This window comes from Paenirhizobium selenitireducens ATCC BAA-1503 (genome assembly GCF_000518785.1).
GTDB classification, from domain to species: Bacteria; Pseudomonadota; Alphaproteobacteria; order Rhizobiales; family Rhizobiaceae; genus Allorhizobium; species Allorhizobium selenitireducens.
In genome coordinates, this window is the sequence record NZ_JAEG01000001.1 from 500,226 (window position 1) to 524,484 (window position 24,259).

Here is a 24,259-nt window from a genome sequence, read left to right on the forward strand (position 1 = left end):
TTGCCCCGTCATCGACGGGGCTTTTTTCGTTTCAGGGCCATCCTCCAGCGCGCAGAAGACAGGATCTCCGTTTACACCCGCTCACCGTTCCTGATCCGATAGCTCGGGCTGTACATGGTCACCAGTTCCTCCGCTGCCGTCGGATGCACCGCCATCGTCCGATCGAAATCGTCCTTGGTGCAACCGGCCTTGAGCGTGATGCCGAGGATCTGCGCCATCTCGCCGGCATCGTGGCCGAGGATATGCGCGCCCACGACCTTACGGTCGGCAGCATTGACGATCAGCTTCATGATGGTCTTTTCATTGCGCCCGGAAAGCGTCGCCTTCATCGGCCGGAACTGGGCGCGGTAGACCTCAAGGTCGCCGAACCGTTTGGCCGCCTCCTCCTCCGACAGACCGACGGTCCCGATCTCCGGCTGCGAGAACACCGCCGTGGCGATCATGTCGTGATCCGGCGAGGTCGGATTGTTCTTGTACTCGGTCTCGATGAAGCACATCGCCTCGTGGATCGCCACCGGCGTCAGTTGAACGCGGTCGGTGACGTCGCCGAGCGCGAAGATGCTCGCGACATTGGTGCGCGAATACTTGTCGACGACGATCGCCCCGCGCTCGTTGATCTCGACCCCTGCCGCCTCAAGGCCGAGCCCCTTGGTATAGGGATCGCGTCCGAGCGCCAGCATGACCTGGTCGGCAACCAGTTCGCCGCTGTTCTTCGTGGCAGCAACCAGCCGCCCGTCGGGAGCATTGCTCACCTGTTCGATGATGTCATGGCACAGGATGCGGATGCCCTTGGCCTCCATCGCCTCATGCAGGCCGCGCCGCATGTCATGGTCGAAGCGGCTGAGGATCTCCGCGCCACGATAGATCAGCGTCGTCTCGACGCCGAGGCCGTGGAAAATGTTGGCGAACTCGACAGCAATGTAACCGCCGCCGGCAATCACGATCGCCCGCGGCAGTTCCTTCAGGTCGAAGGCTTCGTTGGACGAAATGCACAGCTCGTGGCCGGGAAGCGCTGCATGGGGATTGGGAGCGCCGCCGACGGCGATGATGATCTTTTCGGCGGTAACGATCTTTCCGGACTTCAGCAGGCGCACGCTGTTGGGGCCAGCCAGCTCGGCACGCGTTTCGAGGATCTCGGCGCCGGCATTGTCGAGCCCCTTCCGGTAGAGGCCTTCCAGTCGGGCGATTTCCCGGTCCTTCGCCGCCACCAGCGTCGGCCAGTCGAAACGGGTCTCGCCGACGGTCCAGCCATAGCCGGCCGCATCCTCGAAATGCTCGTGGAACTGCGAGGCATAGACGAACAGCTTCTTCGGCACGCAGCCGCGGATGACGCAGGTGCCGCCGAAGCGGTATTCCTCAGCGATCGCGACCTTCTTGCCGAGCGCGGCGGCGATCCGGGCGCTGCGCACGCCGCCGGAGCCGCCACCGATCACGAACAGATCATAGTCAAAACCGGACATGGCGAATCTCCTTGCAAATCAGCGGTACGGATGGTCGCCCTGATATAGGATGCGGTGTCACCAAAATAAAAGCCCGGAACGTGTCCGGGCTTTGCATTTCTCAAGAAGCGGCTGAGCTCAGGGCTTGGGGGCCGCAGGCGTGGCACCGACTTCCTTGAGCATGGCTTCGTTGGCCTGCTTTTCCAGGTCGCGGGCGACGCCGGCGGTCCAGATGTCGGCGGCCTTCATCAGTTCGCGGATGGCGATCGGGCCGTCCTTGAGCAGCTTCTTGCCGGCCTCGCTTGTGTAGAAGGTCGTCATGGTGTTGAGCTCTTCGATGGTGAAAGCCTTGGCATAGACCAGGGCCGCCTCGCGCTCCAGATCGCCACGGCGCGGCGCAAGCTTCAGAGCTTCGGCATCCACCGTTTCGGAGATCTTGTCATCAAGGTTCGGATAGGCCTGGATGAGCTGAGCCTTCAAACGATCCGAAATATTCGGCAGGATGGAATCGAGCCGATCGGTCGCGCCCAGCGCGGTGATCGCGGCGCGCGCCGCCTGAATGTGTTCAGCCGAGATTTCCTGTGCCTCGGCGGAAAAGCCCATGAAGAGGCCACCGGCAATGACGGTGACAGAAGCGAAACGCCCCAAACCCGAAAATTTGACCATGAAATCCATTGCTCCTGTTTAGATCTTTGCGTCCATGACCCGCGCCCCCGCCGGTCCGGCGATGATGGCAAGCGAGGCCAGATTGATGAATAGCCCGTGCTCGACAACACCGGGGATCGTGTTGAGCGCAATGGCCAAGGCCTCTGCATCAGGAATGCGGCCAAATGATGCGTCGAGGATGAGGTGGCCGCCGTCGGTGGTGAAGAGCCCGTCGCCGGAAGCGCGCAATTTGAGTTCGCCGGTGAGCCCCAGTCGCTCGGCCGTCTTTTCCACCGCGATCCGCGTGGAAGCCTGGCCGAAGGGATTGATCTCGATCGGCAGCGGAAAGCGGCCAAGAACGTCAACGACCTTGCTCTCGTCGGCAATGACGATCATGCGCTCGGAGGCCGCGGCGACGATCTTCTCGCGCAGCAAGGCTCCGCCGCCGCCCTTGATCAGCCGAAGCTGCGCGTCGACTTCGTCGGCGCCATCGATCGTGAGATCGAGCTGCGGCAGCTCGTCGAGCGATTTCAGGGGCACGCCGAGTTCAAGGCAGAGACGCGCCGTGCGTTCCGAAGTCGGCACACCCTCGACCTTCAGGCCTCCGGCCACTTTCTCCGCCAGAAGCCGGACAAACTCCTCCGCGGTGGAACCGGTGCCGATGCCGAGACGCATTCCGTCTTCGACATGCTCCAAAGCTGCAGCCGCAGCCTTTATCTTCATCTCGCGGGCGTCCATGCGCCAAAAGCTCCTGTCCGTTTCGTCGTCAGCTGTTTACACGCCTCGCCGGGCAAACGAAAGCCCCTTTCCGATACCGCTGTATCGGTTGCCTTTTGTCACTATTTCGCCTACCCGGCTTGTGCAATCCCGCGTTCCATCAGCCAGCGACGGAGCATGCCCTTGATAGCCCCCACGATCGTCTTCGACCTTGACGGTACGCTCGTCGACACGGCGCCGGACCTGGTCTCCAGCCTCAACCATACGATCGCCGTCGCCGGGTTGCCACCGGTCGGCTACGAGGACCTGACCCATCTGGTCGGCCATGGCGCCCGCGCCATGATCGCGCGCGCCTTCGCGCTGCGCGCCGTGCCGCTGGCCGAAGAGGAACTCCAGCCCCTGCTCGATCGCTTCATCGATCACTATACGGCGGGCATGCCGGGCGAAAGCCAGCCGTATCCCGGCCTCGTCGATGCCCTCGGCCGCTTGAGGGAAGCGGGCTTCCGGCTCGCCGTGTGCACCAACAAGATGGAGGGGCTGGCGGTGCCGCTGATCGAGAAGCTGGGTCTCGCCCATCATTTCGCCGCCATCGCCGGCGGCGACACCTTTCCCGTGCGCAAGCCGGATCCCGGCCACCTGACGGCAACGATCGAGAAGGCCGGCGGCGATCCGACCCGCGCCGTAATGGTCGGCGACAGCATCAACGACATCCTCGCCGCCCGGAATGCCGGTATCCCGTCGATCGTCGTGCCCTTCGGCTATTCCGATCGCCCGGTCGAGGAACTTGGCGCGGACCGGCTGATCCGCCACTTCGACGAGCTGACGCCGGCGCTGCTGTCGGAGCTGATCGGGCGGGCTTGACGCCCGCCCTCTTTTCTTAGCTGCGCGGCGCGCGGGCGTCGCTGATCGCCTTGAAGGCCTTGCGGGTTGAATCGTCGCGGCCGTAGACGTCGTCGAAATAGTCGACCCCGCCGTCCTTGTTCGGCCAGGCGGTGAAATACGACACATAGACCGGGATCTTCTGCGGCACCTGCACCGCCCGGTTTTGGCCGGACGCGATCTGCTTGGCGATCTCGGCCGTCGTCGTGCCCATCACCGCCGCCGCCATGACGCGCGGCTCGGCCAGGCGCACGCAGCCATGGCTGAGCGCGCGCATGTCGCGCTGGAAGAAGCTCTTCGACGGCGTGTCGTGCATGTAGATCGAGTGCGAATTCGGGAACAGGATCTTCAGCTCGCCAAGCGCGTTGTCGCTGCCCGGAGGCTGGCGAACATCGACGCTGTGGGTGGAGTTCCAGTCGATCTCGCCCGACGAGACCTTGCGCCCGCCATAGCTCACCTCATAGCCGAGCCGGTCCAGATAGCTGGGATCGGCCCTGAGCTTGGGCAGCATTTCGTTGACGATGATCGACTTCGGCACGCCCCAATAGGGATTGAACTCGACCGTCTCGATCTGGTCCTGGAAGAAATAGGTCTGGTTCGACTTCGACCCGACGACCACCCGCATGGCCAGCTGCTCGCGGCCCTCGTTGAAGTAATAGGCGGTGAAGGCCGGCTGGTTGATGAAGACGTAACGCTGGCCCAGATCGTCAGGCAGCCAGCGCAGCTGTTCCATGGCGATGACAAGCTTGTCGATCTTCTCGGCATTGCTGTGGCCGGTCAGCGCACGAATGGTCGCGCGACCGACGACGCCGTCGGGCTTCAGGCCCCTTTCCTTCTGGAAGGATTCGACCACGGCGACCAGTTCGGGGGTGTATTCGGGCGCGCCCCCATAGGCCGAAAGCACGGCCGCATGGGTCGTCTTCAGCGCTTCGGAGCCTTCGGTCCCGATCGCGGCGAGGATGTTGGCGAGTTCCGGATTGCTCTGGCCGGGCTTGAGCAGCGTGCCGGGCGCAATTTCGACCCGGGCGCCCGCCTGGCTGTCGGCCGCGCGCAAGCGGCCAAGCTCCGCCTTCATGGCCTGGAACTGCGCATTGTCGGGATCGCGCGAGCGCAGATAGGCGGCAACATCCGGGCTCAGCCGCAGCATGTTGAGGACGGGCTTCAGATTGACCGCCTTGCGCTTGAAGTCGTGATAGCCGGAAATCTTGTTCGGATCGACCCGGCCGCGCGCCGTGTCGGTGGCATAGGTCAGCAGCTTGGCCGACAGCGCCACCTCGAACCGTGCCAGATCGCGGAAAAGCTTGTCCGGATCGGACGGATCGGCCGCCTCTGCCGGCAATGCGACCGCATAGTCTTCCGGCGCAAGCCCGGCCTCGGAGGCCTGTGCAAGTCCCTGCATCGCCTGCCGCGCCCGCTCGGTGATGCCCGCTTCGGTTACCCAGATCAGCGGCTTGTTGTCCTTGAAATAGGCTTCCACGGCAGCCGCGATCTCGTCGGGCGCACGCACCCCCGTCTCGGCGAGGAAACGGCGCACCTGCGGCTGGTCGCCGGCAAGGGCCGGGCTTGCCGCATTGACGTCAGCGGCGACCGGTGTGTTCGGCGCCTTGATCGCGATCGGGCGCGTCGCCTCGGCCTTGTAGGTGTAATAGCGCGGCCCCGCGACCTTCGGCAGCGGCTCCGGATCGCCCATCTCCAGCCCGCCCCGCGCCTGGGGATCGAGGATCGTGCTTGTGCCCGTGCCGGACCGTTGGCTGGATTTGCCCGGTCCGCCGCGCAGCAGATCGAGAAGCGTGGCCGCCTCCGCCGCCTGAGGCAAGGCATTGAGGCTCGTCATCGCAGCCAGCACTGCCGTTGCCGCGATCTTCTTGTACTTTGTCATTCTCGCACTCGTTCCAGGTCTGTCGTCGCGAAGCGGCGCACGGGGCCGCCGCCGTTCATGGCGCGGATCACTAGCCGATAGGCATATCATTGAAAAGTTGCCGACGCTTCGGCGCCGAAGCCAACCGGTTTCAAATTTGCGTGAGTCCGCAAATGCCGGAGAGCCGGCATTCGTCCAGACTTTAATGAAAATACTCGTTAAATTTTCCTTTACCGGCCACCAAAAGCTTCTGCCCGCCCAAGGGTGAACGAGACCGGCGGCGCGATTTTGCCTGGCCGCGTGCCAAATATGACACGCGGCACCCAGGGCTTTCAGTCCGGCGCCTTGCTCCCGTCGGCCAGCAGCCAGCGCGAGAGCACCAGGGCGAGCGACGCCCCGACGAGCTGTGCCACGACAAAGGCCGGCACATCCGCGAGACGGATCCCCGCAAAGCTGTCGGAAAAGGCACGCGCCAGCGTCACGGCCGGATTGGCGAACGAGGTGGAAGCCGTGAACCAGTAGGCCGCAGTGATGTAGAGCCCGACCGAGAGCGGAATGCTTTCCGGCCTGTGCCGGCGGGTGAGCAGTATGGTGAGGAGCAGACCGAAAGTTGCCACGCCCTCGGCGATCCATTGCCCCGATCCCGTGCGCGCCTTGACCGACATCTGCAGCACCGTGAGATCGAACATCAGATGCGCCAGCCATACGCCGGCAAGGGCGCCGGCAACCTGTGCCATCACGTAGGACGCGGCTTCCTTGCGTGAAATCTCTGCCGAGGCGAGCATGACCAGCGTCACCGCGGGATTGAAATGCGCACCCGACACCGGCCCGAACATGGTGATCAACACGACGAGGATCGCGCCTGTCGCAAGCGTATTGCCAAGCAGCGCCACCGCCACATTGCCGCCGGCAAGCGCCTCGGCCATGATGCCCGAGCCGACCACGGTCGCAAGAAGCAGGGCAGTCCCGAGACACTCGGAGGCGATCCGTCTGGCTGTCGTCACGATTTTCCGCCCTTGGCCCTGATTGGGATCACTGCTTGCCGATCTCGCTGATCCGCTTCTGCAGTGCGAGCCGGTCGAGGCTTGCGATCGGCAGATTGACGAAGATGGAGATGCGGTTGTTCAGCATCCGGTAGGTGTCGGCAAAAGCCAGCGCCTTCTCCGGATCCGTGCCTTCGACGGCCGCCGGATCCGGAACGCCCCAATGGGCGGTCATCGGCTGGCCAGGCCAGACCGGGCAGGATTCGGCGGCGGCCGAATCACAGACCGTGAAGACGAAATCCATCTTCGGCGCGCCGGGCACGGCAAACTCGTCCCAGCTCTTCGAGCGCAGGCCGGAGACATCGTAGTTTGCCCGCTTGAGCAGATCGACCGCCATCGGGTGAACCTCGCCCTTCGGGTGAGATCCGGCGGAATAGGCCGTGAAGCGGCCCCGCCCCTCGCGGTTGAGGCAAGCCTCGGCAAGGATCGAGCGGGCAGAATTGCCCGTGCACAGGAAAAGCACGTTGAAATGTTCTTGGGTCATAGTGTGAACCTTCAGCAACGACAGGTGATTTCTTCGAGAATCGGCCGACACAGCTCGGGCGAACCGCCGCAGCAGTCCTCGAGCAGGAAGCCCATGAGTGCGCGCATCGCCTCGAGATCGGCGCGATAGCGGATATGCCGGCCTTCGCGCTCACTGCTCACCAGGCCGGCATTGGCCAGCACGGTCAGGTTGGCCGAGAGCGTGTTGGCGCGAAAATTGAGCGCCGTGGCGATGTCGCCGGCGTTGAGTCCTTCGGGGGCGTGACGCACCAGCAAGCGGAAGATCGCCAGCCGTCCGTCATGGCCGAGCGCCGAAAGCGCGTCGAGAGTCTGCTTCGTATCCATACTTCCAGAAATCATGAATTATCGAAATTTACAAGAGACCGCGGCGTGAATATTTAACCTGAATTACGCAGTCAATATTCCGCCACCCATTGCGCCGGACACGACGAAGACTAATTATCCCGGCACGAAACAATTCGAGAGCAAGGCCAGCACGATGAGCAAGACCCGCACCGAAACCGACACTTTTGGCCCGATCGAGGTCGCCGCCGACCGCTATTGGGGCGCCCAGGCCGAACGCTCCCGCGGCAACTTCAAGATCGGCTGGGAGAAGCAGCCCCTCTCCGTCGTGCGCGCGCTCGGCATCGTCAAGCAGGCGGCGGCGCGCGCCAACATGGCGCTCGGCGGTCTTGCCCCCAGCATCGGCGATGTCATCGTCAAGGCGGCGCAGGAGGTGATCGACGGCAAGCTCGACGACCATTTTCCGCTGGTCGTCTGGCAGACCGGCTCCGGCACCCAGTCCAACATGAACGCCAATGAGGTGATCTCCAACCGGGCGATCGAAATGCTCGGCGGGGTCATGGGCTCGAAGAAGCCGGTCCACCCGAACGACCACGTCAACATGAGCCAGTCGTCGAACGACACCTATCCGACGGCCATGCACATCGCCTGTGCCGAACAGATCGTCCGCCACCTGATTCCCAATCTGAAGCACCTCCACGAAGCCCTTGATGCCAAGGCGAAATCCTTCGCCCACATCATCAAGATCGGCCGCACCCACACACAGGATGCCACCCCCCTGACGCTCGGCCAGGAATTCTCCGGCTATGCCGCCCAGGTTGCCTCGGCGATCAAGCGGATCGAACTGACGCTGCCCGGTCTCTACGAACTCGCGCAGGGCGGCACGGCCGTCGGCACCGGGCTCAATGCTCCGATCGGCTTCGCCGAAAAGGTCGCGGAGGAAATCGCGAAGATCACCGGCCTGCCCTTCGTCACAGCCCCCAACAAGTTCGAGGCATTGGCGGCCCACGACGCCATGGTCTTTTCCCACGGCGCGATCAATGCCGCAGCCGCCGCCCTGTTCAAGATCGCCAACGACATCCGCTTCCTCGGCTCGGGCCCGCGCGCAGGCCTTGGCGAGTTGTCGCTGCCGGAAAACGAACCGGGCTCGTCGATCATGCCGGGCAAGGTCAACCCGACCCAGTCGGAGGCGCTGACCCAGGTCTGCGCCCATATCTTCGGCAACAATGCCGCCATCACCTTTGCCGGCAGCCAGGGCCATTTCGAGCTCAATGTCTACAATCCGATGATGGCCTACAACTTCCTCCAGTCCGTGCAACTGCTCGGCGACGCAGCCCGCTCCTTCACCGACAATTGCGTCACCGGCATCGAAGCGCGCGAGGACAATATCCGCAAGGGCGTGGAAAACTCGCTGATGCTGGTGACCGCGCTCAACACCCGCCTCGGCTACGACACCTGCGCCAAGATCGCCAAGACCGCCCACAAGAACGGCACGACGCTGCGCCAGGAAGCGGTCGGCGGCGGCTATCTCAGCAACGAGGAGTTCGACGAACTGGTGCGGCCGGAGCTGATGATCGGGCCGAAGTAACCGCCTCGCGCCCACAGGCGCGCGCCCTTCGGATGACTGGCGCAGGGGGATTCCTCTTTGCCCGCGAATCCGCTAATGTGGCAATATGCTGCAGATCGCCAAACAGCCGCTGACCGTCTACCTCGATCCGGATACGATCGCCCGGATCGACGCGATGGTCAGCGCGGGATATTGCGGCAATGCAAGCCAGTTGGTGCAAGAGGCACTTTCCCTGTGGCAGTCGGCCGTCAATCAGCGGGAATTCGAGCAGGAGCTCAAGAAGGCCTACGAGCGTGGCATGGCCCTGAGGGGCCGCGACAATGTCCATGCCGCGGACTTCCTGCGCACACTGGGCGATCGCGCCTGAGCGGGATGGCCATACCGCCTCCCTCTTTAGAATCATTGAAATTTAACGCCCGCCGCCGTAAACCACCGCCATCCGACAACCTGCCTCCGAAAGGCTTTTGACTGATGGCTGACGCTCTCTTTCCCCTCGGCGAAGACACCACCACCTACCGCAAGATTTCCTCCGACTACGTATCCGTCGACACCTTCAAGGGCCAGGAAGTCCTGTCCGTTGATCCGGAGGGCCTGCGCCTGCTCGCCGAGACGGCCTTTGCCGACATCAACCATCTGCTGCGCCCCGGCCACCTCAAGCAGCTCGCCTCGATCCTTTCGGACCCCGAGGCGACCGACAATGACCGCTTCGTCGCCTATGACCTCCTGAAGAACGCCAATATCGCCGCCGGCGGCGTGCTGCCGATGTGCCAGGACACCGGCACGGCGATCATCATGGCCAAGAAGGGCCGCAAGGTCTGGACCGAGGGCGGCGATGAGGTGGCGCTCGCCAAGGGCGTGATGGACGCCTACGAGCGCAAGAACCTGCGCTATTCGCAGCTGGCGCCGCTGAAGATGTTCGAGGAGAAGAACACCAAGACCAACCTGCCGGCCCAGATCGACATCTACGAAGAAGGCGAGGACGCCTACAAGTTCCTGTTCATGGCCAAGGGTGGCGGCTCGGCCAACAAGACCTATCTCTATCAGGGCACGCCGTCGCTCCTGACCCACGACCGGATGATCGAGTTCCTGAAGGACAAGATCCTCTCGCTCGGCACGGCCGCCTGTCCGCCCTACCATCTGGCGATCGTCATCGGCGGCCTGTCGGCCGAGATGAACCTGAAGACGGTCAAGCTCGCCTCGGCGCGCTATCTCGACAGCCTGCCGACAGAAGGCTCGGAATCGGGTCACGCCTTCCGCGACCTGGAAATGGAGCAGGAAATCCACAAGTTGACGCAGTCGCTCGGCGTCGGCGCCCAGTTCGGCGGCAAGTATTTCTGTCATGACGTCCGCGTCATCCGCCTGCCCCGCCACGGCGCCTCGCTGCCGATCGGCCTTGGCGTCTCCTGTTCCGCCGACCGCCAGGCGCTCGGCAAGATCACAAAAGACGGGATCTACATCGAGCAGCTGGAAACCGATCCGTCGAAATACATGCCGGAGATCGACGAGACGGCGCTGTCGTCCTCCGTGGTCAAGATCGACCTCAACCAGCCGATGAGCGCGATCCTGGCCGAGCTGACCAAACACCCGGTCAAGACGCGCCTGTCGCTGACCGGCACGATCATCGTCGCCCGCGACCTTGCGCACTCAAAGATCCGCGAGCGGCTGGAGAATGGCGAAGGCATGCCGGAATACCTGAAGAACCACCCGGTCTACTATGCGGGACCGGCCAAGACCCCGGCCGGCTATGCCTCCGGTTCCTTCGGCCCGACGACGGCCGGCCGCATGGACAGTTACGTCGACCAGTTCCAGTCCTTCGGCGGCTCCATGGTCATGCTCGCCAAGGGCAACCGCTCGCGCGCCGTGCGCGAGGCCTGCAAGAAGCATGGAGGATTCTATCTCGGCTCGATCGGCGGCCCGGCCGCGCGCCTTGCCCAGGACTGCATCAAGAAAGTGGACGTGCTGGAATACCCGGAACTCGGCATGGAAGCGGTGTGGAAGATCGAGGTCGTGGACTTCCCGGCCTTCATCGTCACCGACGACAAGGGCAACGACTTCTTCCAGGAATTCAACCTCGGCTGAGCCGGCCAGTAAAAAATGAACATTGCGGGGCGACGCGAAAGTGTCGCCCCTTTTTGCTTCCAGGACGTTTTGCGTGCGATTTCAATTTGTTGCGCGCTCTTGACGCAGGCACGACAAAATATCGCTGACTATTTCAGAGGTGCGCGGCATTAAATATTTCCAAACATTTTTCATCTAACTATTGGAAAGGATCATGGATCCGAGAGATGAATGGAGTTCGGCGATGAGCACGGCAACGACGCCGAAGGCGCAGATTCCCGATATATCGGCGCAGATCACCTATGCCATGCGCACGATGGGCGTGGCTCCGATTCCGCGGAACTATGAGCTGTTCTACGAGGCCTATATCGGCTCCAATCCGACCCTGACGAAGGAGCTTGCCGCGCTCGGCAGCAAGGCGACCCAGGAGGAACTGGACGAACTCGGCCAGCAATATTTCGGCAATCACCAGAGCCGGGTGATCGAGAATGTCCATTCCAAGATCATCACCGAACTCGACGGGCTGCTGCGCCTGCTGAAACAGGAACAGACATCGCTCGAGAGCTACAACAAGCTGCTCGGCGAGACCTACACCCGCATCAGCTCGAAGAACAACACCAGCGCCGACATCCTGCGCAGCGCCATCACCCTCCTGTCGGAAGCGACGGGCGACACCATGGCCCACGGCTCCCACACGGTCGAGCAGGTGAGCCAGAAGTCCCAGGAAATGGACCAGGTCCGCAAGGAACTGGACGAATACAAGCGCATTGCCAACACGGACTCACTGACCCGCATCGCCAACCGCCGCGCCTTCGACGAGCGCCTGGTGTCGATCTACAATGCCACGACGAGCGCTCCGTTGACCGCCCTGGTGCTCGCGGACATCGACAATTTCAAGAAGATCAACGACACCTACGGCCACCCCGTCGGCGACAAGATCCTCGCGACGGTTGCCACGGTGATCCGCACCAATGTCCGCAAGGACTGTTTTGTCGCCCGCACCGGCGGCGAGGAATTCGCCATCATCATCGAGGGCAATACCGCCGAAGAGGTCAACCAGATGTGCGAGCGGGTCCGAACCTCGCTCGAGACGACGCCGTTCAAGAACTCCAGGACGGGTGTGAACTACGGCCCGATCACGCTTTCGCTCGGCTTCTGCATGGCCGGCGACGCCGAGGATCCGGGAGAGCTCTACGCCAAATCGGACATCGCCCTCTACTGCGCCAAGAATGCTGGCCGCAACCGCACGAAGATCTTCGAGGACGGCATGAAGAAGGACTTCACCAAGAGCTGGCTGATCTACAAGCGATGAGCCGCGCCTGAACGCTCACGGACAAGCCGAAACGCCGCTTTCCTTGGCAATCGCGATCAATTCGGGCCGGTATTCGAAGTGCATCGTGTCGTAATGATACCAGCGCCCGCCCCAGATGAAACCATGGCGCTCGAACACGTCGACGATCGCCATCGGGAACTTGTTGGCGTAGTTCGGCACATGGCCGGGCTTGCCCCCCGACCAGATCCAGTAATCGGCGAACTTGGTGTTGATGTCGATCGCCGCGCCAAAGCTGTGGACCGACATGTTGGATGCGTTCGCCACCTTGCGCCAGTTGAACGTGCCGGCCGAGGGCGACAGGTATTTCTTCAGCTCCGGTTTTGACGCGAGTTCGTCGCGGACCTTTTCGAGCGCCGCCGCCGCACCCTGTCTTTTCGTCACCCGGAGGCTTTCGCCGAACCAGGTCACCTTGACCAGCGAGCGCTCCACCTCGCGCGCCGATGCGCCATAGAGCCGCATCATCAAGGGATCGCTGCGAATGCGGCCGGGATCGACATTGACCACCGGCTTCGCTTCGCACGGCCCGATCGGATAGTCTTGGGAGAGGCTATCCTCGACGTCGCCCTTTTCGAGCTTGGTGAAATGGTCCTTGGCCTTGCCGTCGTCGATCAGAAGGGGCTCGCCTCCGTCCCGGAAGGTCAGGCGACCATCCTCGGTGCCGGCGATCGTTTCGGGATAGGCCGCAACGAGCAGCCGGAGCTTTTCGTCCAGCCCGAGGTCGGCGGCAGGTGCGGTGGAGGCTGCCAGGGCAAAACCCAGACACATGAGTGCAAATGATCCGACGCGCTTCATCCGCCCCCCTGGCGGAGCTATACATTTCCCCGCCACCGAAGCCTCGCATGGGCAGCCAGTTCTGGCAATGCGTCACGCCGCCACCGTGGAACGGGGACAACCCCAATGCTCGCCTTACCACATGGTCTTGGCGGCGCGCTCCGGCCATTGTCGATCATAGGTCTCCTTGTCGAAGTCGGCCTGCGCCGCCTGCAACAGATCTCCGGGCGTCGGCAGGCTCTTCGGGTCGGCAAAGCTCTGAGGATTCCACAGATCGGCCCGCATGATCGCCCGGGCGCACTGGAAATACACTTCGTCGATGGTCACCACCACCACTGTGCGCGGGTGTTTTCCGTCCATCTCGAAGCTGTCGAGCAGGTCGGCATCCACGGACACGACGGCGCGGCCGTTGACCCGCATGGCGGTGTTCGAGCCGGGGATGAGGAACATCAGCGCGACGCGCGGATCGCGCACGATGTTGAGCAGCGAATCGATCCGGTTGTTGCCGCGCCAGTCGGGAACGGCGAGCGTCCTTTCGTCTTCCACCCGCACAACGGCGCCGCGATCGCCGCGCGGCGAGCAGTCGAGCCCTTCCGGACCGACGGTCGCCAGCGCCATGAAGGGCGATGCCTCGATCATCCGACGATAGTCAGCGGTAAGCGCCGGCGTGACCTTGACCAGCGAGGCTTCCGACACGCCGTGATAGATTTCCCTGAGCGCTTCAGGGGTGCGGATGATCGTCATGGCCTCTCCTTCCAGGTCTGTCGCAATGGGGCGCGGCACGCGGCCGCCGGCCCCGTCTACGACCGGACCGTATCAGAAGGATGACGCCGCGCGCAGCCTCATCGTCTCACCGGTTTCACCGAAAGCGCCGTCCCCAAGAAGAAAGTCGGAAACGGCGGCAATCACCCCCGGCGCGCTGACGATGCGGCGATGGCCCTGCCCGTTCGCCCAGTGATGGCGGATGTGATCGGCGACACCGAGATAGCGCCGGGCCTGGTCGGCGCTGACCTCCTTGTCGTCCTCGGCATGGACCACCAGCAGGGGCTTGCCGAGCCGAAGCGCGATCGGCACGCCGTCCAGCGCCTCGACGGGACAGCCGACCCGCCGCTCGGTTCTGGCAATGAGCGCCCGTCCGGTCGCAGCTGTGAGGCCGACCATCCGCGCAAAGCCGGTGAAGACATCGTCGATCCGCGACGGCGCGCCGATCACGGCGAGACGCTGCGCCTTGATGGCCGGAATGCCGGGAAAACTGCCGCCGGCCGCCGCCATCAGGGCTGCCCCGCCGAAGGAGTGGCCGACGGCGGCGTCGAAGGGTCCGAAGCGCTCCTGCACCCTGGCCATGGCTTCCCCCGCCAGGCGCATGTCGAGGCTCCGGCCATAGGAGCGGCCATGTCCCGGCAGGTCGAGCACGAAGACTTCCGCGCCCGCTTCTCGCAGGCCCATGGCGAGATCGGCCAGATATTCCGCCCGCGAGCCCCAGCCGTGCACGACGAGCACCCGCGGGGCCGAGCAGTTCGGCGAGCCGATCCTGTGGACGCCGACCCTGGCACCGGCAGGTCCGAGCCGCAGCTTCTCGGCGAGCGCCAGCGTGCGCGCGCCCTCTGCAAAGGCGGCCTTCGCCTTGGCCTCCCGCGGCCGCTTCGGCGGCGTGCGGCAGAAAAGGGCGAGAGCGGCGCGGCTGGCGAGCTCCGGAGAGACGCGCCCAAGCGCGGAGAAACCGAATCGGGTGACCTTGATGGCAAAGGATGGCATAGTCGGAATCCCTGTAAATGTTCAACGCTGAACAATAAAGTACAACCATGAACAAAAATCAAGCCCTGCCGTGGGATCACCCGCGCTTCAAGAGCTGGATCTCCGTCGGCCGCGCCTGCCAGCTCATGCAGCAGGCGCTGACGCGCGCGCTTTCCTCGCTCGACATCAAGCCGCCCCACCTGGACATCCTGGTCAATCTCTACCGCTTCGAAGGCATTTCCCAGCAGGAACTGGCCCGCAAGCTGCTGGTCGGCCGCTCCAACATGAGTATGCTGCTGCCGCAGATGGAAAAGCGCGGCCTGATCGAACGGCGCGCCGACAGCCGCGACAAGCGCATCCTGCGCCTGTTCCTCACCGAGCAGGGCCGCGACCTGACCACCCGCGCCATGGTCATCCAGACGGACCTGATCGAGCGCACCCTCTCGGTCACGCCGATTGAGGATTGCATGATGATGGCAACCCACATGGACAAGCTGATTGCCCGCCTGCAAAGCGAGGACGTCGCCGAAGACTGAACGCGCGCCGGCCCTTGTGCTTCAGAGGTTTTCGCTCAGCGGCGGTCGCGGCTGAGCCCTTTTTCCGCCAGTTCGCGTTCGTATTCGGCAAACTTCGCCTCGCCGCTCTCGCCGAGTTCGCGCAGATAGGTCCAGGTGAAGATGCCGCTGTCATGGCCGTCGTCGAAGGCAATGCGCACCGCGTAGTTGCCGGTGGGCGCGACGGCCTTGATCGCCACCTCGCGCTTGCCGGGCACGGTCACCTTCTGGCCCGGTCCGTGGCCCTGCACCTCGGCCGAGGGCGACAGAACCCTGAGCATTTCCGCCGGCAGAGCCGCGGTCACGCCGTCGTTGAAGCTCACCGACAGCATCCGCCGATCCTTCGACACCTTGAGTTCGGTTGGCCAGAAATCGCTCATCTTCGCATCCGTCAAATTGCCCTGCGCCGAGAACTATGCCCGCATCTTGTGCAGCGCAAGACATTTTGCCGGTCCGACGAGCACCCATTTGCTTGACCTTCGGCACCATGCTGACCATCTTAACCAAAGAAACGGGAGGTCGTGCTTTGAATTTCAGTGCCGGACCATGGCAGGATGCGACAGCGCTTGCGTCGGCCGAAGCGCCGATGGTCGATCCGTTCGGCCGCGCCGTGACCTATTTGCGTGTCTCGGTCACCGACCGCTGCGATTTCCGCTGCACCTATTGCATGTCGGAAAACATGAATTTTCTGCCGAAGAAGGACCTGCTCACCCTCGAAGAGCTCGACCGGCTCTGTTCCGCCTTCGTCGCCAAGGGCGTGAAGAAGCTGCGGCTGACCGGCGGCGAGCCGCTGGTGCGCAAAAACATCATGTTCCTCGTCCGCAGCCTTTCCCGCCACCTCGAAAGCGGCGCGCTCGAGGAATTGACGCTGACGACCAACGGTTCGCAGCTGTCGCGCTTTGCCACGGAACTCGCCGATTGCGGCGTGCGCCGCATCAACGTCTCGCTCGACACCCTCGATCCGGAGAAGTTCCGAACGATCACCCGCTGGGGCGAGTTCGACAAGGTGATGGAAGGCGTGCGCGCCGCCCAGGCCGCCGGCATCCGCGTCAAGCTCAATGCGGTGGCCCTCAAGGACTTCAACGAGCACGAAATCCCCGAGCTGATGCGCTATGCCCATGCCAACGACATGGACCTGACGCTGATTGAAACCATGCCGATGGGCGAGACTGGCGAGGACCGCACCGACCAGTACCTGCCGCTGTCCCTGATCCGGCAACGGCTGGAGGAGAGCTTCACCCTTACCGACCTGCCACTCTCCACCGGCGGCCCCGCACGCTATGTGAGGGTCGAAGAGACCGGCGGCAAGCTCGGCCTGATCACGCCGATGACGCATAACTTCTGCGAGAGCTGCAACCGTGTGCGCCTGACCTGCACCGGCACGCTCTATATGTGCCTCGGCCAGGACGATGCGGCGGACTTGCGCACCGCACTCCGCGCCTCGCCCGACGACGCCTTCCTATCGACGGCGATCGACGAAGCGATCGGCCGCAAGCCGAAGGGCCACGATTTCATCATCGACCGCGACCACCGCCGCCCGGCCGTGGCCCGCCACATGAGCGTCACCGGCGGCTGAATGCCGACGGCGGCTCTGCCGTCTCCCCGCACTCCAACGCGTCGTACACTTCTTTTTTCGTGCAATCCGACAATCACCGCCCCAGGCGATACCGAACATGCGTCGCATCCGTTAGAAGGTCCGACAGAGTTTTCCAGGATTCCCCCCGAATGGCATTGTCCAAGAATACCAAGGGCGCCTTGCTGATGGCGCTCTCGATGGCCGGCTTCACGTTCAACGATGCATTGAGCAAGGTTGTCACGCCGCTGATGAATGTCGGCCAGCTGATGTTCGTGCGTGGCGCGATCACCACAGTTCTGGTGTTTCTGGTGGCCCGCCACATGGGCGCGCTCGGTCACATCCGCATGCTGACGCAGCCGACCGTGCTGCTGCGCATGCTGTTCGAGACGCTGGCCGCCGTCACTTTCCTCAGTGCCCTCGGACAGATGCCGCTCGCCAATGTCTCGTCGATCCTGCAATCGCTGCCGCTCGCCGTCACGCTCGGCGCTGCCCTGTTCCTCGGCGAACCGGTCGGCTGGCGCCGCTGGACGGCGATCGGCGTCGGTTTCCTCGGCGTGCTGATCATCATCCGGCCCGGCCCCGAAGGCTTCACGCTCGCTTCGCTCTACGTGCTGATGAGCGTGGTCTTCGCCGCCGCCCGCGACCTCGTCACCAAGAAGATCGATTCCGGCATATCCTCGCTGGCGATCACGCTCAGCACCGCCGCCGGCATCACGGTCGCCGGCGCAGCGCTGATCGTGCCGTTCGGCGGTTGGCAGCCAATGAGCGGTTCGACCTGGGGGATCATGCTGATTGCCTCCTGCCTGATCTTCATCGGCTACCTGGCGATCATCATGGCCATGCGCACCGGCGAGATTTCCTTCATTGCCCCGTTCCGCTACACGAGCCTGCTCTGGGCGGTCACCCTCGGCATGGTCTTCTTCGGCGAGGTTCCCGACATCTGGATGGCAGTCGGCACGGTGATCGTCATCGGCTCCGGCCTCTACGCCTTTTATCGCGAGAACAAGCGCCGCGCAGAGATGGCGAGGCACGAGGCCGCGTTGTCCAAAACGACCATGTGATCCAGCCGATGATGCGCTCATGGACGCGACAAGGAACGACAGCTTGAAGACCGCACGCTTTCTCGACCGCCGGTCGCCCCCGCACATCGTCACGCTGGTGGCGATCGCCGGCCTGTCGGCTTTGACGATGAACATCTTCCTGCCGTCGCTGCCCAGCATGGCGAAGGACTTCGGCGTGTCCTACGGCACGATCCAGATCCTGATCTCCGGCTACATCGCCATGACGGCCCTGGTGCAGATCGCCATCGGGCCGCTGTCCGATCGCTTCGGACGAAGGCCGACCGTCATCGGCAGCCTCGTCATCCTGCTGGTCTCAACGCTCGTCTGCATGGTCGCGACCGACATCTACACGCTGGTCGCCGCCCGCTTGCTGCAGACCGCCGTCGTCGCCGGCATCGTCCTGTCGCGCGCCATCGTGCGCGACATGGTGCCGATGGAGGAGGCCGCCTCGATGATCGGTTATGTCACCATGGGCATGACCATCGTTCCGATGATCGGACCGACGCTCGGCGGCGTGCTGGGCGACGCCTTCGGCTGGCGCGCCAATTTCGTCGCCATCTTCGCCCTCGGCGTGGTCGTGCTGGCGCTGGTCGCGGCCGATCTCGGCGAGACCAACCGCAACCGCAGCGCCAGCTTTTCCGCGCAGTTCAAGGCCTGGCCGGGGCTGCTCGCCTCACCGCAGTTCTGGGGCTACACCGCAGTGGTCACCTTCACCTCCGGCGCCTTCTTCGCCTTTCTCGGCGGCGCCCCTTTCATCGGCGCGACGCTGATGCAGATGAGCCCGAGCACGCTTGGCCTGCAATTCATCTTCATCGCCGCCGGTTACATGGGCGGGAACTTTGTCTCCGGCCGTTACGCCCGGCGTTACGGCACCTCCAACATGATGCTCGCCGGCACCGTTGCCATGATCGTCGGTACGCTGGTTCCGGCCGCCTTCCTTTTGGCGGGCGTGGGATCCGCCCTCGCCTTCTTCGGGCCGCAAGTGATCGTCGGCTTCGGCAACGGCCTGACCCTGCCGAGCGCCAATGCCGGCGTCGTCAGCGTCAAGCCGCATCTCGCCGGCTCGGCCTCGGGCCTGAGCGGCGCCATTGCCATGGGGGGCGGTGCGGGAACCTCGGTGTTCGCCTCGTCGATCCTGACCGTCGAGACCGGCGCCATGCCGATGCTGCTGGTCATGCTGGCCTGCGGTCTACTTGCGATCGCCGCGATCCTCTACCTGCGCTATGGTGATCCGCAGGACAGTTGGAGAGCCGAGGAGGAGTGATGCAAGACCGGGCCGTCCCTGCCCTCATTCTCGCCGGCGGGCTGTCGCGCCGCATGGGCCGCGACAAGGCATCGGCCGACCTTGCCGGCAAGCCGATGATCGTGCGGGTTGCCGAACGACTAAGGCCTCAGATCGGCGCGCTGGCCATCAACGCGCCCGAGGGCTTTGCGGTCGGCATCGATCTGCCGCTGGTTCCCGATACGATCGCCGGCCGTCCCGGACCGCTCGCCGGCGTGCTGGCGGGATTGCGCCACACCGCCGCCATGACGCCCGGGAAAACCCACCTGCTGACCGTCCCGGCCGACACACCCTTCCTGCCGCTCGACCTCGTCACACGGCTCGAAAGCGCAGCCGCGGCACCCGACCAGATCGTGCTGGCCGCCTCCGCCGGTCAGGTCCATCCGGTCGTAGCACTGTGGCCGCTGTCGCTCGCCGACGATCTGGAGGCTTGGCTGGCTGCGCCCGAAAACCGGCGGCTGCAGGCTTTCGTCGCCCGCCACCCCTCGATCGCGGTCGACTTCCCCCTGCTCGCAACGCCGGTCGGGAAGCTCGATCCCTTCTTCAACGTCAACACGCCGGACGATCTCGCAACGGCCGAACGTTTCTTTGAGGTGCTAGCCACATGACCGACAAACCGCGCATCTTCGGCATTTCCGGCTGGAAGAATTCCGGCAAGACCGGCCTTGCCGTCCGCCTGGTCGAGGAATTCACCCGGCGCGGCTACCGCATCTCGACCATCAAGCACGCCCATCACGACTTCGACATCGACAAGGTCGGTGCCGACAGCTACCGCCACCGCCAGGCCGGCGCCCATGAGGTGGCCCTCGTCTCGGGCACACGTTACGCCATCATGCATGAGCTGCGCGGGGCGGATGAACCGAGCTTCGAAGACATCCTCGCCCGGCTCGGCCCCTGCGACCTGGTGCTGATCGAAGGCTACAAGCGCGAACCCGTGCCGAAGATCGAGGCCCGCAGGCTCGACGCAAAGAACCGCGAGCCGCTGGCGCCAAACGATCCGCACATCGTCGCCATCGCCGCCGACCATCCGGTGGCCGACCAACCCCTGCCGGTCTTCGATCTCGACGATACCCAGGCGATCGCCGACTTCATCGCCCGCGTCACCGGACTGTCGCAACCCCGCACCTGACGGGACCGGCGCGGGCCGCCCATGGAAAAGGGCCGCCGGATCATCTCCGGCGGCCCTTTCAATTGCGATCGTCAGTCGACCTGTCAGTTGCCGGCAGTCGCCGGGCGAACGAGCGAGGTGACGCGGCGGATGGCGACGCGGCGGTTCTGCTGTTCGTCTTCGGCCGTGCGGATCTTCAGGTAACGTTCGCCGTAGCCCTGGACGGACAGGTTCTCCGGCGGGATGCCGTAGACTTCTGTCAGGAGATTGGCGACGGTTTCTGCTCGCTGGTCCGACAGGATCAGGTTCGAGCGGTCGGAGCCGACGGCATCGGTGTGACCTTCGATCAGGAAGGTTTCGCCCGGATCCTTTGCCAGCACCTGTTCCATGGCGGCTGCAACCTTGCGCAGCGTCTTGGCCTGGGCCAGCGGAACCTCGGCCGAACCCGACGGGAAGGTGATCGTGTCGAGGTCGATACGACGCACCTTGTCACGAATACGGGCCGAAGACTTCACCTCCTCGATCGAATAGACGCGTTCGACGCGTTCGACCGGCGGCTGGGCGAGGAAGTCGTAGTAGTCGCGGTCCGGCGCGTTGGACGTGGTGACGATATAGTCCTGGACCGGAATGGTCAGGCGCATCGGCGGCAGGCTGTAGCCGACGTCGACATAGACATGCGGTTCGTCACGGTCGGCTTCCGGCGCGTAGAACAGGACATATTCGTCGCCGTCCGTCGTGAAGCGCGAGCGCAGAATGATGTCGCCGAAGCGGTTATAGACCGTCACCAGACGCGAGCCGTCATTGCGCTCGATGGTTTCGCGGACGCGGCCACGAGACAGTTCCTCGTAGAAGGTCTGCTCCTCGTCATAGCGCAGGCGCGAGCGGTCGTTGCCGCGAACGACTTCCACGTTGCCAATGTTGATGATCGTACGGTTGTCGATTTCCTCGATCACCCGCACTTCGTTCACCTGATTGACGATGTTCGTCTCGTTGTTGGTGTTCGTGACATTGGTGACGTTCGTGACATTGGTCACATTGGTCACGTTGTTGATCACAGTGGTCGGCACCTCGAAGGTCGGCGCAGTGTCCCGCGACGTGCCCTTCTCCGTGGTGATGGCTTCCATCACCTGCGGTTCGAACTTCGGCGCCTCCCCCTGGGCCTCGAGATCGCTTGTCGGTGCGGCAACGACCGGAGTTTCCTCACGAAGCTCGGTGCGTGTGTCGCGGACATTGGCGCCACCGGTGTTGTCGGCATCCTTGTCGCTGTCGAGGACGGCCGCGCCATTGTCGACCGGGAGCACCACGGTTTCAGCCGTGCTGGACGGATCCTCGGCGATCTGTTGCTTGTCTTCTTCCGTCCGCTCGTCGATCACTTCGACCACCGGAGCATCCTTTGGCGGCTCTACGGCCGGCACGACAACCTGTTCGCCGGTCGGCTCCACAGCAGCGGGTTCAGTCGTGGACTGGTCCTGTGGTGCGGCCGGGGTCTCGTCCGGTGTCGCGTCCTGGGCAGGCTTCAACTGCTCATCGGTCAGCGGGCTCTCGACAGGCTGGTCGGCAGGAGCCGGTTCCGTGGCAGGAGCCTCTTCAGCCGGCGCCTGATCGGCGGGGGCCGCTTCATTGGCCGGAGCCTCCGGGGTCGGGGCCGGTTCTTCAGTCTGGGTCGGCTGTTCGGCCGGGGCCTGCTCTACCGGCGGGCATGCATCGGAAGACGCCGCCTGCGAGCCATCGGCACAGGTCACGACTTCCGCTGCCGGCTGCTCGGTCTGTTGCTGTTCGGCAGCCTTCTGAGCGTCTTCGGCGGCCTGCTGTTCGGCGGCCTTCTGGGCTTCCTCGGCGGCCTGCTGTTCGGCAGCCTTCTGGGCCTCCTCGGCAGCCTGCTGTTCGGCAGCGCGCTGCGCCTCTTCGGCGGCCTGCTGCTCGGCAGCTTTCTGGGCTTCCTCTGCTTGCTGCTGTTCTGCGGCGCGCTGCGCCTCTTCGGCGGCCTGCTGTTCGGCAGCCTTCTGGGCTTCCTCTGCTTGCTGCTGTTCTGCGGCGCGCTGCGCCTCCTCGGCGGCCTGCTGCTCGGCGGCCCTCTGAGCCTCTTCGGCCTGCTGCTGCTCTGCGGCGCGCTGCGCCTCTTCGGCGGCCTGCTGCTCGGCGGCCCTCTGGGCTTCCTCGGCCTGCTGCTGTTCGGCGGCGCGTTGCGCCTCTTCGGCAGCCTGCTGCTCGGCGGCCCTCTGGGCCTCCTCGGCCTGCTGCTGCTCTGCGGCGCGCTGCGCCTCTTCGGCGGCCTGCTGTTCGGCGGCCCTCTGAGCCTCTTCGGCCTGCTGCTGTTCTGCGGCGCGCTGAGCCTCCTCGGCTGCTTGCTGCTCGGCGGCCTGCTGCGCTTCCTGAGCCTGCTGTTGCTCGGCCGCGCGCTGGGCGTCGATCGCATCACAACTCGCCTGGTCCGCCGCCTCGCTTCCGTCGCTGCAGGTGACAGCAGCCTGGGCGAGCAGCATCATGCCTTCAACCGTACCGGGACGGGACTGGCTGGTGGCATCGTGCGCCCGCAAAACGGCCGCAGCCGCTACCGGCTCGACCATCGCGGCAGCCGACAGAACAGGCACCGCAACGGTGGCGAACAGTTTCGATCTCAAATTCATATTCGTTTCCTTGCCAAGCGTGTCACCACGCGGAGAGTGTTGGAGGAGTCAATGGTGAGGCGGCTTTTTTAAGGCCACGCGATTCTCCCGCTCCAATGCGGCAGAACCTAGCTGTCCGTGAATTAACCCCGGCTGAACGAAAAAGTTTCCTGCCATCGACGTTTTTGGCGATCTCCCCACAGCCAGCCGCGCCACGCCGCTATTGCTCAACTGTACAATTTTTGTCGGAGACACGTCTTTGGAGTTGATTTTCCCTGAAAAAGAGTAGGAATATCTCGACAGGTACGACACGCCGGTGTCGCGCTCGCCCTGTTCAGCGCAGGAACCATAACAACCGCGCGAACGACCAACAGAGAGGATCTCATGCGTATTTCGACACGTTTCTTCGCCGCCGCTTCTATTGCCGCCTTGTCGCTTTTTGCCGGCAGCGCAATGGCCGAAGGCGAAAAGCTGATCATCGGCACGGAGGGTGCCTACCCGCCCTTCAACAACCTCGAATCGGACGGCACGCTCGTCGGTTTCGACATCGACATCGCCAAGGCTCTTTGCGATGAAATGAAGGTTACCTGTGAATTCGTCACCCAGGATTGGGATGGCATCATTCCGGCGCTGCAGGCGAAGAAGTTCGACGCCATCATCGCTTCGATGTCGATCACTCCGGAACGCAAGGAAAAGGTCGACTTCAGCGACAAGTACTACAACACCGGACCGGCAATTGCCGTGCCGAAGGATTCGGCGATCACCGACGTGGCCGGCCTGAAGGGCAAGGTGCTCGGCGCCCAGTCGTCCACCACCCATGCCAACTATGCTGAAAAGCACATGACCGATTCCGAACTCAAGCTCTACCCGACCACGGACGAGTACAAGCTCGACCTCGAAGGCGGCCGCGTTGACGCCGTCATCGACGACGTCGTCGTCCTGTCGGAATGGGTCAAGTCGGAAGCCGGCGCCTGCTGCAAGATCCTGACCGCGCTGACCCCCGACATCGAAATCAACGGCCCGGGCGCCGGCATTGCCGTCCGCAAGGGCGAAACCGCGCTTGCCGACAAGTTCAGCGCTGCGATCAAGGCGATCCGCGCCAACGGCAAGTACAAGGAAATCAACGACAAGTTCTTCGATTTCGACGTCTACGGCGAGTAAGCGTTGAAAATCTGAACCCGGAATGGCGGAAGGCTTGCACTTCCGCCATTTCTGCTTGAAAAAGAATGACAAAAAATTTGC

At 63.8% G+C, this 24,259-nt stretch carries 25 protein-coding genes; 13 read left to right on the forward strand and 12 right to left on the reverse strand.

All coding sequences use genetic code 11. From position 1 onward, the window contains the following. Positions 1-71: 71 nt before the first annotated feature. The 3 genes from gor to rpiA all read right to left on the reverse strand — a co-directional run bounded on the left by gor (position 72) and on the right by rpiA (position 2,822). The gene (gene gor, locus L867_RS0102430) at positions 72-1,460 is read right to left on the reverse strand and encodes a glutathione-disulfide reductase (protein ID WP_028735406.1); all 1,389 of its coding nucleotides are present in this window, start codon (positions 1,458-1,460) and stop codon (positions 72-74) included. 117 nt (positions 1,461-1,577) lie between these two features. Continuing rightward, a complete protein-coding gene (locus L867_RS0102435; RefSeq protein WP_028735407.1) occupies positions 1,578-2,105 on the reverse strand; it encodes a DUF2059 domain-containing protein in 528 nt (175 codons plus the stop codon). Between the two features lie 18 nt (positions 2,106-2,123). Continuing rightward, complete coding sequence (rpiA, locus tag L867_RS0102440) at positions 2,124-2,822, reverse strand: ribose-5-phosphate isomerase RpiA (protein ID WP_028735408.1); 699 nt, start codon at positions 2,820-2,822, stop codon at positions 2,124-2,126. Positions 2,823-2,978: 156 nt separating this feature from the next. On the opposite strand from rpiA, the gene gph reads away from it, so the two are divergent. Further along, positions 2,979-3,662 (forward strand): phosphoglycolate phosphatase, encoded by a 684-nt coding sequence (gene gph, locus L867_RS0102445; protein WP_028735409.1) that lies wholly within the window; start codon positions 2,979-2,981, stop codon positions 3,660-3,662. Between the two features lie 16 nt (positions 3,663-3,678). Here the strand turns inward: gph and L867_RS0102450 are convergent, their stop codons facing one another. The 4 genes from L867_RS0102450 to L867_RS0102465 form a co-directional block, all read right to left on the reverse strand. Continuing rightward, positions 3,679-5,559, reverse strand: coding sequence for a L,D-transpeptidase family protein (locus L867_RS0102450; RefSeq protein WP_028735410.1), 1,881 nt, complete (start codon positions 5,557-5,559; stop codon positions 3,679-3,681). Between the two features lie 311 nt (positions 5,560-5,870). Beyond that, the gene (locus L867_RS0102455) at positions 5,871-6,545 is read right to left on the reverse strand and encodes an aquaporin (protein WP_028735411.1); all 675 of its coding nucleotides are present in this window, start codon (positions 6,543-6,545) and stop codon (positions 5,871-5,873) included. A gap of 25 nt (positions 6,546-6,570) precedes the next feature. Further along, positions 6,571-7,065 carry an arsenate reductase ArsC gene (locus L867_RS0102460; protein ID WP_028735412.1) on the reverse strand — a complete coding sequence of 165 codons (495 nt, stop codon included), beginning with the start codon at positions 7,063-7,065 and terminating at the stop codon, positions 6,571-6,573. 11 nt (positions 7,066-7,076) lie between these two features. Next, complete coding sequence (locus tag L867_RS0102465) at positions 7,077-7,409, reverse strand: ArsR/SmtB family transcription factor (RefSeq protein WP_028735413.1); 333 nt, start codon at positions 7,407-7,409, stop codon at positions 7,077-7,079. A gap of 154 nt (positions 7,410-7,563) precedes the next feature. Between L867_RS0102465 and fumC the strand changes: the two genes are divergently transcribed. The 4 genes from fumC (at position 7,564) to L867_RS0102485 (ending at position 12,304) form a co-directional block, all read left to right on the forward strand. Further along, positions 7,564-8,955: a class II fumarate hydratase gene (gene fumC, locus L867_RS0102470; protein ID WP_028735414.1), complete on the forward strand. Its 1,392-nt coding sequence runs from the start codon at positions 7,564-7,566 to the stop codon at positions 8,953-8,955. An 85-nt stretch (positions 8,956-9,040) separates the two neighbouring features. Continuing rightward, entirely contained in the window at positions 9,041-9,301 is a 261-nt protein-coding gene (locus L867_RS0102475; RefSeq protein ID WP_028735415.1) for a ribbon-helix-helix domain-containing protein, read from the forward strand. A 104-nt stretch (positions 9,302-9,405) separates the two neighbouring features. Then, positions 9,406-11,013: a fumarate hydratase gene (locus L867_RS0102480; protein ID WP_028735416.1), complete on the forward strand. Its 1,608-nt coding sequence runs from the start codon at positions 9,406-9,408 to the stop codon at positions 11,011-11,013. Between the two features lie 223 nt (positions 11,014-11,236). Then, complete coding sequence (locus L867_RS0102485) at positions 11,237-12,304, forward strand: GGDEF domain-containing protein (protein ID WP_028735417.1); 1,068 nt, start codon at positions 11,237-11,239, stop codon at positions 12,302-12,304. Between the two features lie 15 nt (positions 12,305-12,319). Here the strand turns inward: L867_RS0102485 and L867_RS0102490 are convergent, their stop codons facing one another. From L867_RS0102490 to L867_RS0102500, 3 genes are all read right to left on the reverse strand, one after another. Continuing rightward, on the reverse strand, positions 12,320-13,090 hold the full coding sequence (locus L867_RS0102490; RefSeq protein ID WP_232363860.1) for a M15 family metallopeptidase: 771 nt from the start codon (positions 13,088-13,090) through the stop codon (positions 12,320-12,322). Between the two features lie 141 nt (positions 13,091-13,231). Continuing rightward, positions 13,232-13,840 carry a pyridoxamine 5'-phosphate oxidase family protein gene (locus L867_RS0102495; protein ID WP_028735419.1) on the reverse strand — a complete coding sequence of 203 codons (609 nt, stop codon included), beginning with the start codon at positions 13,838-13,840 and terminating at the stop codon, positions 13,232-13,234. A gap of 72 nt (positions 13,841-13,912) precedes the next feature. Then, entirely contained in the window at positions 13,913-14,851 is a 939-nt protein-coding gene (locus L867_RS0102500; RefSeq protein ID WP_028735420.1) for an alpha/beta fold hydrolase, read from the reverse strand. Between the two features lie 47 nt (positions 14,852-14,898). Between L867_RS0102500 and L867_RS0102505 the strand changes: the two genes are divergently transcribed. Beyond that, positions 14,899-15,366 (forward strand): MarR family winged helix-turn-helix transcriptional regulator, encoded by a 468-nt coding sequence (locus tag L867_RS0102505; protein WP_028735421.1) that lies wholly within the window; start codon positions 14,899-14,901, stop codon positions 15,364-15,366. 35 nt (positions 15,367-15,401) lie between these two features. Here the strand turns inward: L867_RS0102505 and L867_RS0102510 are convergent, their stop codons facing one another. Further along, on the reverse strand, positions 15,402-15,764 hold the full coding sequence (locus L867_RS0102510) for a gamma-butyrobetaine hydroxylase-like domain-containing protein (protein ID WP_028735422.1): 363 nt from the start codon (positions 15,762-15,764) through the stop codon (positions 15,402-15,404). Between the two features lie 206 nt (positions 15,765-15,970). Between L867_RS0102510 and moaA the strand changes: the two genes are divergently transcribed. From moaA to mobB, 5 genes are all read left to right on the forward strand, one after another. Next, complete coding sequence (gene moaA / locus L867_RS0102515) at positions 15,971-16,960, forward strand: GTP 3',8-cyclase MoaA (RefSeq protein ID WP_232363882.1); 990 nt, start codon at positions 15,971-15,973, stop codon at positions 16,958-16,960. A gap of 149 nt (positions 16,961-17,109) precedes the next feature. Next, the gene (locus L867_RS0102520; protein WP_028735424.1) at positions 17,110-18,021 is read left to right on the forward strand and encodes a DMT family transporter; all 912 of its coding nucleotides are present in this window, start codon (positions 17,110-17,112) and stop codon (positions 18,019-18,021) included. 43 nt (positions 18,022-18,064) lie between these two features. Further along, positions 18,065-19,285, forward strand: a complete 1,221-nt coding sequence (locus L867_RS24380) for a multidrug effflux MFS transporter (protein WP_037172344.1) — start codon at positions 18,065-18,067, stop codon at positions 19,283-19,285. Next, entirely contained in the window at positions 19,285-19,911 is a 627-nt protein-coding gene (gene mobA, locus L867_RS0102530; protein WP_028735425.1) for a molybdenum cofactor guanylyltransferase MobA, read from the forward strand. Before L867_RS24380 ends, mobA begins: the two co-directional genes overlap by 1 nt. After that, a complete protein-coding gene (mobB, locus tag L867_RS0102535; protein ID WP_028735426.1) occupies positions 19,908-20,432 on the forward strand; it encodes a molybdopterin-guanine dinucleotide biosynthesis protein B in 525 nt (174 codons plus the stop codon). Before mobA ends, mobB begins: the two co-directional genes overlap by 4 nt. A gap of 83 nt (positions 20,433-20,515) precedes the next feature. Here mobB and L867_RS27885 read toward each other — a convergent pair whose 3' ends face one another. Next, positions 20,516-22,153, reverse strand: a complete 1,638-nt coding sequence (locus L867_RS27885) for an OmpA family protein (protein ID WP_232363861.1) — start codon at positions 22,151-22,153, stop codon at positions 20,516-20,518. Positions 22,154-22,180: 27 nt separating this feature from the next. On the opposite strand from L867_RS27885, the gene L867_RS27890 reads away from it, so the two are divergent. Then, entirely contained in the window at positions 22,181-23,110 is a 930-nt protein-coding gene (locus L867_RS27890) for a hypothetical protein (protein ID WP_232363862.1), read from the forward strand. 291 nt (positions 23,111-23,401) lie between these two features. Next, on the forward strand, positions 23,402-24,178 hold the full coding sequence (locus tag L867_RS0102545; protein WP_028735427.1) for a transporter substrate-binding domain-containing protein: 777 nt from the start codon (positions 23,402-23,404) through the stop codon (positions 24,176-24,178). The last annotated feature ends 81 nt before the right edge of the window (positions 24,179-24,259 follow it).

What these genes read in the sequence shown, in the direction of transcription:
- L867_RS0102435 (WP_028735407.1), bottom strand. Translation starts at nt 2,105, where the DNA reads ATGGTCAAATTTTCGGGTTTGGGGCGTTTCGCTTCTGTCACCGTCATT.
- L867_RS0102480 (WP_028735416.1), top strand. Translation starts at nt 9,406, where the DNA reads ATGGCTGACGCTCTCTTTCCCCTCGGCGAAGACACCACCACCTACCGC.
- gph (WP_028735409.1), top strand. Translation starts at nt 2,979, where the DNA reads ATGCCCTTGATAGCCCCCACGATCGTCTTCGACCTTGACGGTACGCTC.
- L867_RS0102505 (WP_028735421.1), top strand. Translation starts at nt 14,899, where the DNA reads ATGAACAAAAATCAAGCCCTGCCGTGGGATCACCCGCGCTTCAAGAGC.
- L867_RS0102450 (WP_028735410.1), bottom strand. Translation starts at nt 5,559, where the DNA reads ATGACAAAGTACAAGAAGATCGCGGCAACGGCAGTGCTGGCTGCGATG.
- mobA (WP_028735425.1), top strand. Translation starts at nt 19,285, where the DNA reads ATGCAAGACCGGGCCGTCCCTGCCCTCATTCTCGCCGGCGGGCTGTCG.
- gor (WP_028735406.1), bottom strand. Translation starts at nt 1,460, where the DNA reads ATGTCCGGTTTTGACTATGATCTGTTCGTGATCGGTGGCGGCTCCGGC.
- L867_RS0102500 (WP_028735420.1), bottom strand. Translation starts at nt 14,851, where the DNA reads ATGCCATCCTTTGCCATCAAGGTCACCCGATTCGGTTTCTCCGCGCTT.
- fumC (WP_028735414.1), top strand. Translation starts at nt 7,564, where the DNA reads ATGAGCAAGACCCGCACCGAAACCGACACTTTTGGCCCGATCGAGGTC.
- L867_RS0102485 (WP_028735417.1), top strand. Translation starts at nt 11,237, where the DNA reads ATGAGCACGGCAACGACGCCGAAGGCGCAGATTCCCGATATATCGGCG.
- mobB (WP_028735426.1), top strand. Translation starts at nt 19,908, where the DNA reads ATGACCGACAAACCGCGCATCTTCGGCATTTCCGGCTGGAAGAATTCC.
- rpiA (WP_028735408.1), bottom strand. Translation starts at nt 2,822, where the DNA reads ATGGACGCCCGCGAGATGAAGATAAAGGCTGCGGCTGCAGCTTTGGAG.
- L867_RS0102520 (WP_028735424.1), top strand. Translation starts at nt 17,110, where the DNA reads ATGGCATTGTCCAAGAATACCAAGGGCGCCTTGCTGATGGCGCTCTCG.
- L867_RS0102545 (WP_028735427.1), top strand. Translation starts at nt 23,402, where the DNA reads ATGCGTATTTCGACACGTTTCTTCGCCGCCGCTTCTATTGCCGCCTTG.
- L867_RS0102460 (WP_028735412.1), bottom strand. Translation starts at nt 7,065, where the DNA reads ATGACCCAAGAACATTTCAACGTGCTTTTCCTGTGCACGGGCAATTCT.
- L867_RS0102475 (WP_028735415.1), top strand. Translation starts at nt 9,041, where the DNA reads ATGCTGCAGATCGCCAAACAGCCGCTGACCGTCTACCTCGATCCGGAT.
- moaA (WP_232363882.1), top strand. Translation starts at nt 15,971, where the DNA reads ATGGTCGATCCGTTCGGCCGCGCCGTGACCTATTTGCGTGTCTCGGTC.
- L867_RS0102490 (WP_232363860.1), bottom strand. Translation starts at nt 13,090, where the DNA reads ATGTGTCTGGGTTTTGCCCTGGCAGCCTCCACCGCACCTGCCGCCGAC.
- L867_RS0102495 (WP_028735419.1), bottom strand. Translation starts at nt 13,840, where the DNA reads ATGACGATCATCCGCACCCCTGAAGCGCTCAGGGAAATCTATCACGGC.
- L867_RS0102510 (WP_028735422.1), bottom strand. Translation starts at nt 15,764, where the DNA reads ATGAGCGATTTCTGGCCAACCGAACTCAAGGTGTCGAAGGATCGGCGG.
- L867_RS0102465 (WP_028735413.1), bottom strand. Translation starts at nt 7,409, where the DNA reads ATGGATACGAAGCAGACTCTCGACGCGCTTTCGGCGCTCGGCCATGAC.